Genomic DNA, 16,020 nt, shown 5'->3' on the forward strand with positions numbered 1-16,020 from the left:
ACTTAATCACTAAAATCCGAAGCTTTACACGAAAGTGCACTCAATAATTTGCGAATAGGGTCTCAACCTAATTGAATGGAGCGGAAATCAACTTTGTTCGGGTTCCTGTGTGAGTCTGTCTATGATGAAATTCATTCAAATAACTAGATAATAGGAAAATTTTTTGAGCTTGTAAAAAAGAAAGTCACCTTGCTATGAGAGCAAGGTGACTTTCTTCGTATACTTATATAGGTATACTTGAACTAATCATATTCGTTCATTAATTTCTAACTAGATAATCGAAAGCCCCTAAGGATGCTGTCGCACCTGATCCCATAGAAATAATGATCTGTTTATATGGATTAGTCGTGCAGTCTCCAGCAGCAAATACGCCAGGTACGTTTGTTGCTCCTCGGTTATCAATAACAATCTCGCCAAAACGATTACGTTCCACTGAGTCGCCTAACCAATCTGTATTCGGTACAAGACCGATTTGAACAAATACACCTGATAGTTCAATATGTTGTTCTATTTCTGTATCACGTTCAATGTAGCTAATTCCATTTACGCTATCTGTACCAGTAATTTCTTTTGTTTGAACATTTTTAAGTACAGTAACATTTGGTAGGCTATAAAGACGATCTTGTAATACAGAATCAGCTTTCAACTCTGGCATAAATTCAAGAACTGTTACATGCTTAACAATGCCGGCGAGATCAATTGCTGCTTCCACACCTGAATTACCTCCACCAATAACAGCTACATGTTTACCTTCAAACAATGGGCCATCACAATGCGGACAGTACGCCACACCTTTATTTCTGAATTCAGCTTCTCCAGGAACGCCAACATCACGCCAGCGAGCACCTGTTGAAAGAATAACGGTTTTGCTCTTAAGTACAGCGCCGTTTTCAAGTTCAATTTCAATGAGATCCTTTTTCTCCAAACGTTTAGCACGTTGTAGATTCATCACATCAATATTGTACTCTTTCACATGTTCCTCAAGACTTGCTGCAAGCTTAGGGCCTTCTGTGTGTTTAACACTAATAAAGTTCTCAATAGAAGCTGTATCAAGGATTTGGCCACCAAAACGTTCAGCAGCGATACCTGTGCGAATACCTTTACGTGCTGCATAGATTGCTGCACTTGCACCCGCTGGTCCACCACCGACAACAAGTACATCGAATGGTTCCTTATCAGCAAATTCAGATGCATCTGGTGCACTACCTAATTTAGCAAGGATTTCTTCCACAGTCATTCGGCCGCTACCAAATGATTCTCCATTAAGGAACACTGTTGGCACCGCCATGATGTTTTTGCTTTCTACTTCTTCTTTGTATGCTGCACCATCAATCATGGTATGAGTAATATTAGGGTTTAGAATACTCATTAAGTTAAGTGCCTGTACTACCTCTGGGCAGTTTTGACAACTTAGACTGATATACGATTCAAAGTGGTACTCTTCTTTAATATTTTTAATTTGGTCAATTACCTTTTGATCGACTTTAGGAGCTCTGCCGCTGACTTGCAAAAGAGCTAGTACGAGAGAAGTGAATTCATGACCAAGAGGGATACCAGCGAAAGTAACTCCTGTATCTTCGCCAATACGATTCACACTGAAGCTCGGAGTTCGCTTCAACTCCGTGTTATCCACTTTAATTTGTGATGACATAGTGGCTAATTCGTCCACTAGTGACATCATATCGCGTGAAACCTCATCTGTTCCCGCACTTACTTTGAGAAGCACTCCGCCCTCCATCATTTGAAGATATTGGGCTAATTGTGCTTTTATATCTGCATCAAGTAACATGGAATGCACTCCTTAAATTTTTCCTACAAGGTCAAGACTTGGTTTAAGTGTTTCGCCGCCTTCTTGCCATTTTGCTGGGCAAACTTCGCCTGGGTTATTACGAACATATTGTGCTGCTTTAATTTTGTCAATAAGCGTACTTGCATCACGGCCGATACCGTCTGCATTGATTTCAGCTGCTTGTACAATACCGTCTGGATCAATAATGAATGTACCACGTTGTGCCAGACCTGCTTCCTCATCAAGTACATCGAAGTTGCGGGAAATTGTTTGTGAAGGGTCGCCGATCATAATATATTCAAGTTTGCTAATCGCATCTGAATGATCGTGCCATGCTTTATGAGTGAAGTGAGTATCCGTTGAAACGGAATAAACTTCAACACCAAGGTCTTTAAGAGTTGCGTATTGATTTTGAAGATCTTCAAGTTCTGTTGGGCAAACAAATGTAAAGTCTGCTGGGTAAAAGCAAACAACACTCCATTGACCTTTCATATTTTCATCAGTAATGTCGATAAACTCACCATTACCACTATTGTAAGCTGTTGCTTTAAATGTTTGAATTTCTTTACCAATTAGAGACATAATATATATTCCTCCTAGTATGTTTTTAGAATTAATAGTTGTTCGTTTAGGAGTAACTTAAACCTTAAACAACCAATCATGTATTTTGATGGTTAACTATAATAATTCTAATTCGATATTCATTATCGTATATTACTTCACATTTGTCAAGAATAGACTACCTTCATCTTGAACTACATTAATTTGCTCTTTCTAATCAATAATGGCAGTTGGTGAATCCAATGGGATGAATGAGTATATATCGTGGTTTAAATTATTATTTGAATTTGATTGCAAAAGATTTATTCTCAATTAACATTAGAACTTCCCAATTGTAGATATTAGAGATACCATAGCCGAAGTTTATGTGATAACGAAAATAAGCGCATCTAGTAAACGGTCTATTTGGATTAGATATGTTCCATGACTAAATGATAAGAGGTGTTTGGTTTGACAGTAGATTACCTTCAATTAAAACGCTATTTGCCTTCTATCAATCGTTTGCCTAATCCTACTAAGATTGATAAAGGAGATCTAATAAACGAAAAATTTTTAATAGAAAAAGCCAGTGACATTGAAATATATTATGCACCACATAATGAGTATATAAACCGTGATGCTAAAATTGTTATAGTTGGGATCACCCCGGGATGGACACAAATGAAAGCTGCCTTCCAGGAGGCCAAAGTATGTTTACAACAAGACGCTACACTCATACAGTTGATGAAAAGCTCTAAGAGAGCGGCAGGTTTTGCAGGTACGATGAGAACCAATCTAATAGAAATGCTAGATGCATGTGGAGTGAATGATGCTTTGCAACTAAGTACCAGTCAACTACTATTTAGCCCAATGCCAAAACTTGATGCATACGACTTCTCTAATTAAATATCCTGTCTTTATTAAAGGAAAGAATTATACAGGACATACCCCGAAAATAACTCAATCCTCATTGCTGACAGAATTTGCATATCAAGTATTTCCTAAAGAAATAGAAGAAATGAAAAATGACATTTTACTTATTCCGCTTGGAAAGGCGGTAAGTGAAGTAGTCAAAAAGTTAGTAAATCAAGGGAATATTACGGAATACAGTTGTCTTTTTGGGTTCCCACATCCTTCTGGTGCTAATGGTCATAGAAAAAGACAGTTTGAAATGGTTAAGCCAGAGCTTCAACGTATTGTTAAGAAATACGCAAATCAATTTGATCAAAGCAAAACTAAATCGTAGAAAATGATTATCCAATAATTTGAAATGATCGATGTTATTTTACAGTGGAAATTTGGATGTACACCCGTAAATTCCCACAAATTTAGTAGTAAAAATATACACATATCTTCCTATATAAATAGTGTGTGAATACTATTACTTTCGGTGCCAAATGTTTAGTTGCAATGATTGCGCTCAAACTAAAATGATTATAAATAATAATATCTTCTCGTTGCATTTGTTCTATCATTTTGGTACTATTTAGGTGCTGAATGGTTCGACGTCTAACTATTTTAAGTGAAAAGATATATTAGAACTAAAATTACGGTTTGTAGTAAACAGGAACTCGTAACGAGAATTTCTGCAAAGGCCTGTTATATAGAAAACTTTATATGTAAATTATTTTAATCATTCTTTAAGGGAATGCTTATTACGACAAGGTGTGAATATCGAGTTTTGAAAATCAGATGTTTCTTAGAGAGGGGTTACTCAGATCATGGGTAGAGTAAATGGTAAGGTAGCATTATTGACTGGAAGCGCTTCGGGAATTGGCTTATCAACCGCAAAGTTATTAGCGAAAGAAGGCTGCAAAGTAGTGATTGCTGACTTTAACCTTGAAGGGGCGAAGCAAGCAGCGGAAGATATTAAAGCTCAAGGCGGAGAGGCTATTGGTATTTTTATAGATGCGGGAGATGGCAAGTCTATTGAGGAAGCGGTTGAATTAACTGTTAACCACTATGGAAAGATTAATGTCCTTTTTAACAATGTTGGCTTAACAAATCTGAAGAAGGATTTAGATGTGGTCAATATGGATCTGGATGAGTGGGATCGCCTCTTAAATGTAAATTTAAAAAGTGTATTAATGGGTAGTAAATATGCGATTCCACATATGATCAAAGCTGGTGGTGGATCGATTATTAATACTGCTTCTATGGCGGGTTTTCATGGAGATGCCATTCGTGCGGCATATGGTGCTTCGAAAGCGGGTGTTGTAAATCTTACGAAGTATATTGCAACGCAATACGGGAAAGATAAAATTCGCTGTAACGCAGTGGCACCTGGATTGATTTTAACTCCAGCGGCTAAAAATAATATGGCACCTGAAGTATTGGATATCTTCGAAAAATATAATGCATTGCCATATCATGGTGAAGCCGATGACATTGGTTATACGGTGTTATTCCTAGCTTCAGATGAGTCTAAGTTCATTACTGGGCAGACGATTCAAGTGGAAGGTGGACATTATATTGGGAATCCTAGCATTCCGGACTTCAGAGATTATATGAATAAAGCACAAGGCTAAAAACGCAATTTCCAATAGAATCAGAAATGCATCCCATATATGTTGTGGTATGAAAGAATTGAAAGTATACGAGGAAGTAGGGAAACTTCGTGAGTCAGAATAAAAATAGATTTCATTATGCTTGGTGGATTTTAATTGCACTTTGTATCATCGTCGGGTTAGGAAAAGGTGCATTAAATAATTCATCTGGTCTGTTCTTAACACCTGTAACAAAAGATCTTGGAATTGGAATGGGTAATTTATCATTATATTTTAGTGTATCAGCGATTGTGACAATGCTCTTTTTACCTATAGGTGGTAAACTGATGGCGAAATATGATACGCGTTTGATCTTAATTGTTGGAATCATCCTTCAAGCTGGTGCATTTGCGATGTTTGGTTTAATGAGTTCCGTATGGGGATGGTATATTTTCGCTGTTCCATTAGCTGTTGGTGGTGTGTTTATTACAGTGATTGCTGGGCCCGTCATTGTGAACCAATGGTTTAAAAAAGGGAATGGTTTGGCGCTTGGAATTATGAGTGCTGCTGGTGGAGCGCTTGGCGCAGTTGCTCAACCGATAGTTGGTAAACTGATTGGGGGACAAGGCTGGAGAGCGGCTTATATTTCTGTTGGTATTGCAGTCATTATCATTATTATTCCAATCGTATTACTTCTGATCAAGAGGTCGCCACAAGCGAAGGGATTGCTTCCATATGGGATGGAAGAAAAGCAACAAGTACAAGAAGGGATTAACACGGAAGCAGATGCAGGAAATAAAGGTGTCACTTTGTCTGTTGCGAGGAAATCATCGTCATTTTATGCATTGGTGCTCTTTTTCTTCCTAATTACATCGATAGCCAGCTTTTCGATGCATATTCCGACCTATTTAATGGATAAGGGCTTTGATGTTACTTTTGCTGGGAATGTGATGGGGACGTACATGATTGGTGTATTGGTAGGTTCATTAGTCATTGGCTTCTTGAGCGATAAAATCGGTTCTAAGCTAACAGCGATCATAGCAATGGGTGCTGGTTTGATTGCGATCTGTCTTTTAACATTCTCTAGTAATAGTACAGGCATGATTACGTTTGCTGTTGGGCTTTTCGGTGTCATTTCATCTTCCATTGGAACATTAGGGCCATCCCTAACGTCGAGCTTGTTTGGGAATAGAGAGTATAGCCAAATTTATTCAACTGCATCTATGGGATTAGCGATCTCTTCCGTCGTTGCGTTGCCGCTCTATGGTTATGCGTTTGACTTTACTGGTAGTTACACGATAGTACTTTACGCAATTATAGCGATGTTGATTATTAATATATTCTGTGTATTTGTTGCTTATAAAGGAAAGAAGAAATTGGTGGAAGATGGATCTTGGAATTAACCATATTTTGGAGAAATAAGTTTTAACACGTTATATTTAGCTATCAAAGATATCAGGGAAAGAGGTAATCGTAATGAAGTTAAAAGGTAAAGTAGGGATTGTAACAGGAAGTGCATCAGGTATTGGAAAAGGAATCGCTCTTGCAATGGCTAAGGAAGGTGCCCACATCGTAATCGTTGACGTAAATGAAAAAAAAGGAAAAGAAACACTTGCCCAAGTGAATGAGCATGCAGAAGGATTACTTTTTATTAAAGATATTTCGAAAAAGGAAAATGTATATGAGATTGTTTCCAGTGTAGTCGAAAAGTTCGGAAAGATAGATATCCTTGTGAATAATGCACACGTATCTAAACAAGCTCCATTTAGCGAAACAACAGAAGAATTATTAGATTTATCTTTTGGTACAGGCTTCTATCCTACATTCCATTTCATGCAAGCGGCATATCCAGAATTGAAGAAGTCTCAAGGTAAGGTGATTAACTTTGCATCAGGTGCTGGGCTTGATGGACAAGTAACACAAACTTCTTATGCTGCTGCTAAGGAAGCGATTCGTGCCATTTCACGTGTTGCAGCAAACGAGTGGGGGCCAGAAGGCATTAATGTAAACTTAATTTCTCCGATTGCACTTACTCCTGGTGTAGAGCAATGGCGTGAAAATGCTCCAGAGATGTATGATGCAATGATAAACCGAATCCCATTACGTCGTCTTGGCGATCCTGAACAAGATATCGGTCAAGTTGCTGTATTCCTAGCAAGCAAGGATTCAGATTATATTACTGGTCAAACAATTATGGTAGATGGTGGTTCCATTAAATTACGTTAAGGAGTGTTTAATCATGGGAAGATTAGATAATAAAGTTGCAATTATTACAGGTGGAGCTTCAGGCATTGGTTTAGGAATGGTTGAATTATTCAGCAAAGAAGGTGCAATCGTAATCGCGGCAGACATAAATGATGAAGCACTTGAAAAAGTAAGCCAGATGGATAATGTGCATGGCATGAAATTAAACGTTGCTTCAGACGAAGGATGGGCAACATTTGCTAAAGAAGTAAATGACCGCTTCGGTAAAATTGATATCCTTGTGAACAATGCAGGAATTTCATCAGAAAAACCTTACCAAGATATTAACCTAGATGATTGGCAAAAAATGCTATCCATCAATGGATTTGGCCCATTTGCAGGGATGAAACATGTGGCGCCATATATGACAGCTCAAAATAAAGGCTCTATCGTGAATATTTCATCTTATACAGCACAAATTGGTCAAGGATTTAACCATTACTCTGCTTCTAAAGGTGCGGTACGTGCTATTTCTAAGGCAGCCGCAACAACTTTTGGTAAACAAGGTGTACGTGTAAATACATTATTTCCAGGGATTATTGAAACACCTATGACACAAACTTTAAGTACCTCAAAGGAATTGCTTGGTCATTTAATCCAGGCAACACCTTTACAAAGATTAGGGCAGCCAGCAGATATTGCAAATGCAGCTTTATTCTTTGCATCTGATGAATCGTCTTATATCACAGGCTCTGAATTGGTGATTGATGGTGGATTCTCAGCTCAATAACATGCTAAGATAAAAAGAGCCTCTAGGGAATAGGGGCTCTTATCTTTGGAAAGCAGGGATTGAATTTTATGAAAGAACAGACTATTTTCGAGATCATTCATAATATGGACAAAGTAACAAATAACCTTATTATCCAGTGGAATAAAATATTTTATGAAAACCTAGGTGTTTCTCACATTTTAGTACTTGGTCATATAATGGAAAATGGAAAAAGCCGTCCATCAGATATCGCAAGAGTACTGGGACTAACACCGCCGACTTTAACACATTTATCAGAGAAGCTCGTACAAAAAGAATTAGCTATTAGACTAGAAGATAAATCCGATCGAAGAATTATTTATTTGGGAATTACGGATAAAGGTATCGAAATAGTGAAGAGAGCTAATATAGAAGGCCAAATACTCCGCAAAAATTTATTTGAAAAGCTAACGGATGAGGAAAGGCTACAATTGTTAAATATTTATAAGAAACTAAATGATAATAGAAACTAAACTTTTCATTCATAGCATGATAAAGAAGCTTAACGAAATTTCAATTTAGCAGTGATTTACCCTTGGATATGGCTCCTCCTGCTGTTAATTCCCTTCGAGGGAGAATTTTATTTACTATTAGAATCACCACATTTTGTATTAATTTATAAAAGCTAAGAATTTTTGCATGACGGCTTTATAAGCAGTCATGCAGTAGTGAGAATAGATGTAGCCTATTCAAAGGAAACCATTTTAGGGATTTTTGAGGTAGCATTTGCATTTATAATGACATACTCCACAAACGACCTCCTTCCGTTTAAAGTGGTGTCAATTTACAAAAATTACAACTTCAAAGTTAACCGTACCATGCCATGTTTTACTAACCCTCACTTAAAGATCTACTCCTGTAATATCGGATACTCCGACAGGGATGTTTGATTCAATCATTTAATAAACATTGGGTTGAGAGCGGTGCTCATTGGTTTAACCATTAAGCAGCATGAACATCTTGTATATTTCCCATGATTTCCTTCGTAAGTTTTTATTTTAAGGATAGATAAAAATAATAGAGATCTTTCAACGCCATAAAGAAAGAATATAGAAGAGGGAGTAATCACTCCCTTTTGGTTTTGAATATAGCGTTTTAGCGAGTCATAACAAGGTTATTACTATCTTATTTTAGAGGAGTATAAAAAGAAAAGCATAAAAGTTAATTTAAGAAAATGAGGAACTACTTTTGACTTCTTGACGTCTTTTAGAAGTCTATGGAAAAGGAAGGAGGGATTCGTCAGAATGTTGTTGTTTAACTTATTCTGACGAATCATTGAATTGCTATGTAAAATGAAATTACTAAGAGTACCAGTTATGATGTCACTAATCGTTTCTATATTTGTATTCCCGGGTATGTTATCCTTTGCAGAATCAGAGGATTTAAAATCTAATGATTCAGAGGTTGTAAGAGCAATATTAGTAGAGGATGGTGTCGAAAAGGAGATCAATCCTAAAGAATATGATCGTATATTGGAGGGAAGTGAAGAAAAATTACAACAAATAGAGGGGTTCAAGGAAAAAGAGATTGCTAATAATAACGGGCTTATAAGTGCGCCTGAAAATAATTCAGTGACTCCATTTGCAATCATAAATCAAAGTCGCTATGTACAAGCTGGTTTAATTTCCTCTGTATATCGAACTGATTTAAAGAAAAGAGTCTCGGTTCCTGTATATAATGGTACAACTCAGAAAATTACCCGGACCATCAGCTATTCAGTTTCTAGAGGCTATACAAGTAATGTTTCTCTTTCATCAAGTTATGCGAAAAGTGCAGTTCAAGCTACTGTAGGAGCTTCTTGGAATAAATCTTACTCTAGCTCAGATTCAATTAGTCAGCCAATCCCACTAAAGATATATTCTTGGGTAGAATATACACCTAACATGAAAAGCTCATATGGAACTACGTATGAGGAGGTATGGAATTATTATGCTGGTAGCAATGTGAAAATAATTGATAAGAAATACTTCCTTGATTTATATATCGCTAAAAAAGGTAATGCGGGACTGCCAGATGGAATCTATGCCGTCAAAGAAGCAAGTAAAGCACCTAAATAACAACTAGACAATATGGAAGAATAAAGGTGACTTTATGAATAAACGAGCTGCAGGAATTTCTTTGTTGATTGTTTCAGCCACATTGTTTATTTTTAGAAATACTTCACATTTAATGGTTGCTGCGATCATGGGACGAAAAGAAGGGAATTTGGGTGAAGGAATGTTCGACTATGCTCTAGAAGTTACTCATTCTTAATCTAAAATTCCGGAAATAGTAGTATTTGTTATTGCTATAATATACTTAGTATATGTAGAAATAACAAGGGGAAAATAAGGAACTATGTAGTGTGATTTTAGAATTTAGGTAATTACATTTACCTGCTAGTTATTTAATGTCTTATTAGATCGTATCATCTTGGATACGATCTTTTTTATTGGAAAAATGGCCCAGTACATAAAGGAACACCTTGAAACTGTTCGGTCCCTTGTATCCCGAAAACCTAAATTAAAACAGTAGTACCAGGGATTATAGCTATTTACCTAGATCTAATGGAATGACGTGATAATGAATTTATCCATTATTTTTGCCTTTTTCATATTCAATTAGGAGGTTAACTAAAATCCATGTTATGGTTTTGTGATGACCACTTACGATGTTCACTTCTATAAAGATTTGGCCTTCTTTATCCCAAATCAATATCTAGGGAAAAGAAAATTCCTTATTTTTGAATTTCCCTTTCGTCAGGTAGCATTCCTACTACCCATAGCCATTCAAACTTTATTAATATCACTCGTATTATCAGCAAATGTTAATTCATGAGAAGGAATTTTACGGCTTTTTCTAAGTCCAATATGTGAAAATGGCCGTGGATATCATGTTATCTTTCTTTTTTGATTGTTAAAAATAGCATAATGTGCTAGTATCCATTTGAAAAGTAGTACTTCTTTGTATCTAAGTACCCATTTAATCAATTAAAGCTAAAATTTAGTATATGAAATTGTATCAATCAAAAGACATTCACTTTTAATTACAAAAGCTTTGAACATGAATTTTAAATGGAGAAGGGCTCATTTATACTAAAATAAACATAAGGTTATCGTGGAAAGGTTGATGTATCTTTTGCGTAGAATAGCTATCGTTATAACCATTTTAGTTTGCATTCTCCTTTTCTATTTTACTATTGTTTCTGGAGTTAAAGTCTTTGAATCAGATTGGGAGTTGCCCAAAGCTGTAGAACAAATAGATGGGAATCATCGACTGGTACTAATTACACAAGAACTTGAAACGCCTTTTTGGGACAAAGTAGCAAAGGGTGCAATGGAACAGGCCGCACAAGAATCAGCAAGTCTTGAAGTTTGGGGAAGCTATGGCAATAACCGAGAGGATTTTTTAAAAAAGCTTGAAATCGCTATATATTCGCAAATGGATGGAATTATTGTTCAAGGGCTAGATACTGATGAGTTTAAAGCGTTAACAAAAATAAAGGCAGCTTCTTATGGAATTCCCATTATTACTGTAGCGAATGATGTTCCTATGGGGGATAGTCTTAGAAAATCGTATGTAGGATCAGATCAATACTTAGCTGGAAAAATGATTGGTGAACAATTAGTTGCTGATATGGGTAACGAAGGAGAAGTAGTGATCATGATTGATATACAACAACAATACTTTCAAAAGCTACGCCTTAAAGGTATTAAAGATGTTTTGCGAAAATACCCAGATATACAAATAATTAATATAGAGACCCCTGATGCAAGGGATCAAGTCATTGCAAAAACAAAAGAGGTACTGAACCATCACCCGAATATTGATGCTTTCATTGCCATTAATGCTGATATATTGGCGGGAATGATCCAAGAAGTTGAGAGTAGATCACAAATTGAGCCATATTATATTTATTCATTTGATGATGATTATGAATCTATCACATTGCTTAATCAGGGGAAGATTGATGGAATCATAGAGCAGTCTCCAGAAGAGATGGGGACGATGAGTGTGAAACTAATATTAGAATGGCTTAATAATAAAAGTGTTCCTTTAGATTTAAATGGATATCAAACGGAAATTCGGATTGTAGAGGCGATGGATGAAAGATGAATAGCATTCAGAAAAAAATATTGGTACTCGTCCTAACTGTTTTATTTATTATGGCTGCTATTTGGATTTCATTGACCCACTATAATCAAAAAATGCAAAATCAGTACAATGAAATATTAGAGCGCTATTTAATCATGAATGAAGTGACAAGTGATAGCCAACAAATTGTCACTACTCTTAATAATTATTTAATTGAACCGACAGAAGCAAATTTAAAGGCACTCCATTTAGGTGAAATTAAAATTCAGAGAACAACAGATGAAGTTTCCAAATTTAGAAATGTGGATAATGATTATGCATTAACTAATTACGAAAACTTAATCGACAGCCTTCTTGAAACAATGAATCAATCTGTACTAGCCCGCACAGAACAACAAACAGAAGATTATTTGAGTGCATTTTCTGAAGCGAGCCGAATTTCGAAGTATATTTCGGAAATGACACTTACATTAATTGACACAGAGATTAAAACATATGAACGATTCTACCGTAGCATTATTGAACGTTCGGAAAAATTACGAATATTGGGATTCTGGCTCTTACTTTTGATTACCTTATTGTTGTTGCTATTGGCCCATTGGTTTTCAAAAAGGATTACTCGGCCTGTCATAAAGCTAACGGAAGCAGCACAAGAGTTATCTATGGGGAGATTTGATTTGAAAATTGAAGTGGATTCGGATGATGAAATTTCCTTTCTTGCAAAAATGTTTGATAAGATGCGAATCAATATTAATAACTATTTATCTGAAATTAAACAGAAGGCACAGCTGGAGCATGAACTCCAACAAAGTAAACTGCTATTGCAAGAAAGCCAGCTTCATAGCCTGCAAAGCCAGATTAACCCCCATTTTCTGTATAACACTTTGGATATATTATCAAAAAAGGCCTATTTAGAAGGGTCGGAAGAAACAAGTGATCTTTTAGTAAGTGTTGCGGGGCTTTTACGCTATAACCTTAATAAGTTAGAAAACTCAGCCGCCTTATTCGAAGAAGTGCAGGTCCTTAAACAATATATAGATATTCAATATGCAAGGTTCACAGACCGGTTGCACTTTCATATGGAGATTGATGAATCCTGTTTAGGTGTAAAAATTCCACGGTTAACCTTGCAGCCAATCATAGAAAATGCCGTTATCCATGCAATAGAGCCAAATGAGGATGGAGGAATAATCAGCTTTTGCGTTAAAGATGGAATTGACCACGTAAGAATAGAGATGGAGGATAATGGTCCAGGCATGACGGAAGAAAAGATTAAACAAATACTTCAAGTAAATAATAATAAAGGGGAAGGTCATTTTACAGGAATTGGGATTAACAACGTCGTAAAGCGTTTAAATTTATTTTACAATCGCAATGATGTATTTGATATGGAGAGCTCACCAGGGAAAGGTACAAAGGTAATTTTAAAAATACCGAAAACAAGGAGAGTGGACGGCAATGAAGCGACTCCTCATCGTGGATGATGAACAGATAGTAAGAGAAGGCCTAAAAGCGATACTATCTAATAACTTTCCAGAGCTTGAAATAAAAGAAGCGAAAAATGGGAAGGTTGCCTTAGAGATGGCTGAGTTATTTATGCCTGATTTGGTATTAATGGATATAAAGATGCCTAAAATGTCTGGTCTTGAAGCGATCCGCCTTATGAACGAGAAAAATCCTCATATCAAGTTTATTATGATTACAGCATATGCCGAGTTTGAATATGCAAAGTCCGCGATAATGCTAGGTGTAAAAGATTATCTCCTTAAGCCAAGTAAAGCAACAGAGGTTGTACAAACCGTAAGTAGGGTAATAAGTCAAATCAATGAGGAAAAACTGTCTAGGAAAGAAAATCTATTTCAGCAAAATACCTTGCAAAAGGCATTAACTATTGTAGAAACAGATGTTGTAACACAGTTATTATTTGACCATGTTCACGAGATACATTTGGATGAGTTAGTTGAGCTATTGGATACTCCCATGACTAGTGAAAAGTTTGTAATGAGTATTTTATTACCACAGGATTCGGAAAGCCTATATGCGGAAATTAAACAAAAAGTTAGAAAAATAGGGAGTACATGGGTTGGTGCTTTATATGGACGACAGATTCCAATGATTGTATTTAGGCAGCCTGGTCAATCATTTCGTTCCCAAGCTATAACTTTGGCTAGAAGTATTTTATCCGTATCCAGTACCCACGATAGAGCTGGTTGGTTTATTGGGATTGGTAATATTTGCGACTCGTTGGATAAAATTAGGCAGTCTTATCAAGAATCGCTTATTACTACCAAAGATATTTCTCTGCCTGTTAAGTATCGCTTTTATGCCGATATGCCACTAGCTGATACAAAAATAGCTGGATATAATTCAAGGGTATTGGAAAGTAAATTTTTTGATCAGATTCGAAATGGTCAGTGGCGGGAAATTATAATAGAAGCAGCTGAATTAATTGGTTTTTTTGAGAATAAAGGTGTTAGTCTTATTGAGACCCAGCAACGTATTTTAGAGCTGCTTTGGATTGCCTCTCGGGTGTTAAATGAAATGGGAGTGGAAACTGATACTCCTTTGTATTCCATTCAAATAAAAGACTTTAGGCAATTGCGCACCGAAACGAATCATCTAATGAACCAAATGTGGCAGTCTTATATCGAGTATTATAATGAAATAGAAGATGATACAATTCAGCGGATTAAGCAGTATATAGTTGAACATTCTCATGAGGAAATTTCCCTAGATGGGATAGCACATAAATTTGAATTAAGCCCTATTTATATTAGCAAACTTTTTAAAGAACAATTAGGCGTGAACTATATAACCTTTTTGACTGAATGTAGATTAAAAAGAGCTAGGAAATTAATGATGATTCCAGAAAAGAGCTTGAAAGAAATTACTTTCGATGTTGGATACCAAGATCCAAACTATTTCAGTAAGGTTTTTAAAAAGATGTATGGTGCATCACCAACAGAGTATAGAAGATCATTAATCGGCACGAAAGGATAGCTAAGGGGGGTTGAAACTGAAAAAGGTATATATTCTATTACTTATGTTTCTTGTAATCTATACTGCTACTGGTTGTCAACAAAAGTCGAACCGTTCTGAAAAACAAGTTTTAGACGGGGAAGCCTCATTAAACAAAGAAACTAATGAGGGTCAAGTAGAAAAGACCAGCAAGATAGTTATTGGTTTTTCTATGGACACATTAGCCGAGGAAAGATGGCTAAGGGACCGCGAGTTGTTTAAGGAGGCTGTGGAAGACTTAGGGGCAGAGGTAAAGATACTGGCATCAAAGGGGGATGATGCACAGCAAATTTTGCAGGCCGAAACATTAATCAATGAGGGTATCGATATACTAGTCATTGTGCCACATAACGCCGAGTCAACAGCTATGATTGTTAAAAAGGCACATGCATCAGGGATTAAAGTACTATCATATGATCGATTAGTAAGAAATTCTGAAATTGATCTTTATATTTCTTATGACAATGAAATGGTAGGCGAACTCCAAGCAAAGGCAATAACAAAATTAGTTCCGAAAGGAAATTATGTGTATATAGGTGGAGCAGAAACAGATTACAATGCACATTTGTTTAAAAAAGGCGTCTTTAATATTCTCCAACCTCTTATTGACAAAGGAGATATTACCATTGTTTATGACCAATGGACAAAGGATTGGATTCCTGAATATGCTCTGTCCAATATGGAAGAGGCTTTATTAGCAAACAATAATAAGGTAGATGCTGTGATCTCAGCAAATGATGCTACAGCTGGTAAGGTAATTCAAGCACTGGCTAAACAAGGTCTTGCAGGAAAAGTACCTGTTGCTGGGCAGGATGCTGACCTTGCTGCTGCACAAAGAATCGTTCTAGGCACGCAAACCATGACAGTATATAAGCCATTGAAAGAACTTGCAGGCCAAGCCGCTGAGCTTGCCGTAAAACTTGCCAGAGGGGAAGAAGTAGAGGGAGAAAGAATTATAAACAATGGGAAAGCTGAAGTCCCATCCGTGCTATACTCTCCAATTGCTGTTGATAAAAAAAACATTGATGAAACAATAATTGCAGATGGTTTCCATACAAAACAAGAAGTCTATGGAAAAAAGCATGAATAGTTTAACTGCTAAAGTCACCAGGAATTATCCT

At 36.4% G+C, this 16,020-nt stretch carries 15 protein-coding genes; 13 read left to right on the forward strand and 2 right to left on the reverse strand.

Annotation, left to right across the window (positions count from 1 at the left end):
* Nucleotides 1–259 precede the first annotated feature (259 nt).
* Complete coding sequence (gene ahpF, locus BLE01S_RS16380; protein ID WP_066144850.1) at nt 260–1,789, reverse strand: alkyl hydroperoxide reductase subunit F; 1,530 nt, start codon at nt 1,787–1,789, stop codon at nt 260–262.
* Between the two features lie 12 nt (nt 1,790–1,801).
* On the reverse strand, nt 1,802–2,371 hold the full coding sequence (gene ahpC / locus BLE01S_RS16385; protein WP_066144852.1) for an alkyl hydroperoxide reductase subunit C: 570 nt from the start codon (nt 2,369–2,371) through the stop codon (nt 1,802–1,804).
* A gap of 429 nt (nt 2,372–2,800) precedes the next feature.
* Between ahpC and BLE01S_RS21015 the strand changes: the two genes are divergently transcribed.
* The 13 genes from BLE01S_RS21015 to xylF all read left to right on the forward strand — a co-directional run bounded on the left by BLE01S_RS21015 (nt 2,801) and on the right by xylF (nt 15,989).
* Entirely contained in the window at nt 2,801–3,235 is a 435-nt protein-coding gene (locus BLE01S_RS21015) for a hypothetical protein (RefSeq protein WP_066144854.1), read from the forward strand.
* A 112-nt stretch (nt 3,236–3,347) separates the two neighbouring features.
* Nucleotides 3,348–3,575, forward strand: coding sequence for a uracil-DNA glycosylase family protein (locus BLE01S_RS21020; RefSeq protein ID WP_174521741.1), 228 nt, complete (start codon nt 3,348–3,350; stop codon nt 3,573–3,575).
* Nucleotides 3,576–4,050: 475 nt separating this feature from the next.
* Nucleotides 4,051–4,857: an SDR family NAD(P)-dependent oxidoreductase gene (locus BLE01S_RS16400; RefSeq protein ID WP_066144858.1), complete on the forward strand. Its 807-nt coding sequence runs from the start codon at nt 4,051–4,053 to the stop codon at nt 4,855–4,857.
* A gap of 89 nt (nt 4,858–4,946) precedes the next feature.
* Nucleotides 4,947–6,218, forward strand: a complete 1,272-nt coding sequence (locus BLE01S_RS16405; protein WP_066144860.1) for an MFS transporter — start codon at nt 4,947–4,949, stop codon at nt 6,216–6,218.
* Nucleotides 6,219–6,291: 73 nt separating this feature from the next.
* Nucleotides 6,292–7,041, forward strand: coding sequence for an SDR family NAD(P)-dependent oxidoreductase (locus BLE01S_RS16410; protein WP_066144862.1), 750 nt, complete (start codon nt 6,292–6,294; stop codon nt 7,039–7,041).
* 13 nt (nt 7,042–7,054) lie between these two features.
* Nucleotides 7,055–7,789, forward strand: a complete 735-nt coding sequence (locus tag BLE01S_RS16415) for an SDR family NAD(P)-dependent oxidoreductase (RefSeq protein WP_066144864.1) — start codon at nt 7,055–7,057, stop codon at nt 7,787–7,789.
* Between the two features lie 68 nt (nt 7,790–7,857).
* Nucleotides 7,858–8,280, forward strand: a complete 423-nt coding sequence (locus BLE01S_RS16420; RefSeq protein WP_066144867.1) for a MarR family winged helix-turn-helix transcriptional regulator — start codon at nt 7,858–7,860, stop codon at nt 8,278–8,280.
* A gap of 843 nt (nt 8,281–9,123) precedes the next feature.
* Nucleotides 9,124–9,864 (forward strand): hypothetical protein, encoded by a 741-nt coding sequence (locus BLE01S_RS16425; RefSeq protein ID WP_066144869.1) that lies wholly within the window; start codon nt 9,124–9,126, stop codon nt 9,862–9,864.
* A gap of 34 nt (nt 9,865–9,898) precedes the next feature.
* Nucleotides 9,899–10,060, forward strand: coding sequence for a hypothetical protein (locus BLE01S_RS20875; RefSeq protein ID WP_157419506.1), 162 nt, complete (start codon nt 9,899–9,901; stop codon nt 10,058–10,060).
* 864 nt (nt 10,061–10,924) lie between these two features.
* Nucleotides 10,925–11,902 carry a sugar ABC transporter substrate-binding protein gene (locus BLE01S_RS16435; RefSeq protein ID WP_066144915.1) on the forward strand — a complete coding sequence of 326 codons (978 nt, stop codon included), beginning with the start codon at nt 10,925–10,927 and terminating at the stop codon, nt 11,900–11,902.
* Nucleotides 11,899–13,365: a sensor histidine kinase gene (locus BLE01S_RS16440; protein WP_066144873.1), complete on the forward strand. Its 1,467-nt coding sequence runs from the start codon at nt 11,899–11,901 to the stop codon at nt 13,363–13,365. The genes BLE01S_RS16435 and BLE01S_RS16440 overlap by 4 nt, the downstream gene beginning before the upstream one ends.
* Entirely contained in the window at nt 13,340–14,881 is a 1,542-nt protein-coding gene (locus BLE01S_RS16445) for a response regulator (protein WP_066144875.1), read from the forward strand. The genes BLE01S_RS16440 and BLE01S_RS16445 overlap by 26 nt, the downstream gene beginning before the upstream one ends.
* A gap of 10 nt (nt 14,882–14,891) precedes the next feature.
* Nucleotides 14,892–15,989: a D-xylose ABC transporter substrate-binding protein gene (gene xylF / locus BLE01S_RS16450; protein WP_231955870.1), complete on the forward strand. Its 1,098-nt coding sequence runs from the start codon at nt 14,892–14,894 to the stop codon at nt 15,987–15,989.
* The last annotated feature ends 31 nt before the right edge of the window (nt 15,990–16,020 follow it).

Origin of the sequence: Lederbergia lenta NBRC 16444 (genome assembly GCF_001591545.1) — a bacterium.
In the GTDB taxonomy this organism is placed as follows: Bacteria; Bacillota; Bacilli; order Bacillales; family Bacillaceae_C; genus Lederbergia; species Lederbergia lenta.

Excerpts from the sequence above, each read along its gene's own strand:
- ahpF (WP_066144850.1), bottom strand. The coding sequence starts at position 1,789 with ATGTTACTTGATGCAGATATAAAAGCACAATTAGCCCAATATCTTCAA.
- ahpC (WP_066144852.1), bottom strand. The coding sequence starts at position 2,371 with ATGTCTCTAATTGGTAAAGAAATTCAAACATTTAAAGCAACAGCTTAC.
- BLE01S_RS21020 (WP_174521741.1), top strand. The coding sequence starts at position 3,348 with ATGAAAAATGACATTTTACTTATTCCGCTTGGAAAGGCGGTAAGTGAA.
- BLE01S_RS16400 (WP_066144858.1), top strand. The coding sequence starts at position 4,051 with ATGGGTAGAGTAAATGGTAAGGTAGCATTATTGACTGGAAGCGCTTCG.
- BLE01S_RS16410 (WP_066144862.1), top strand. The coding sequence starts at position 6,292 with ATGAAGTTAAAAGGTAAAGTAGGGATTGTAACAGGAAGTGCATCAGGT.
- BLE01S_RS16415 (WP_066144864.1), top strand. The coding sequence starts at position 7,055 with ATGGGAAGATTAGATAATAAAGTTGCAATTATTACAGGTGGAGCTTCA.
- BLE01S_RS16420 (WP_066144867.1), top strand. The coding sequence starts at position 7,858 with ATGAAAGAACAGACTATTTTCGAGATCATTCATAATATGGACAAAGTA.
- BLE01S_RS16425 (WP_066144869.1), top strand. The coding sequence starts at position 9,124 with ATGATGTCACTAATCGTTTCTATATTTGTATTCCCGGGTATGTTATCC.
- BLE01S_RS20875 (WP_157419506.1), top strand. The coding sequence starts at position 9,899 with ATGAATAAACGAGCTGCAGGAATTTCTTTGTTGATTGTTTCAGCCACA.
- BLE01S_RS16440 (WP_066144873.1), top strand. The coding sequence starts at position 11,899 with ATGAATAGCATTCAGAAAAAAATATTGGTACTCGTCCTAACTGTTTTA.
- BLE01S_RS16445 (WP_066144875.1), top strand. The coding sequence starts at position 13,340 with ATGAAGCGACTCCTCATCGTGGATGATGAACAGATAGTAAGAGAAGGC.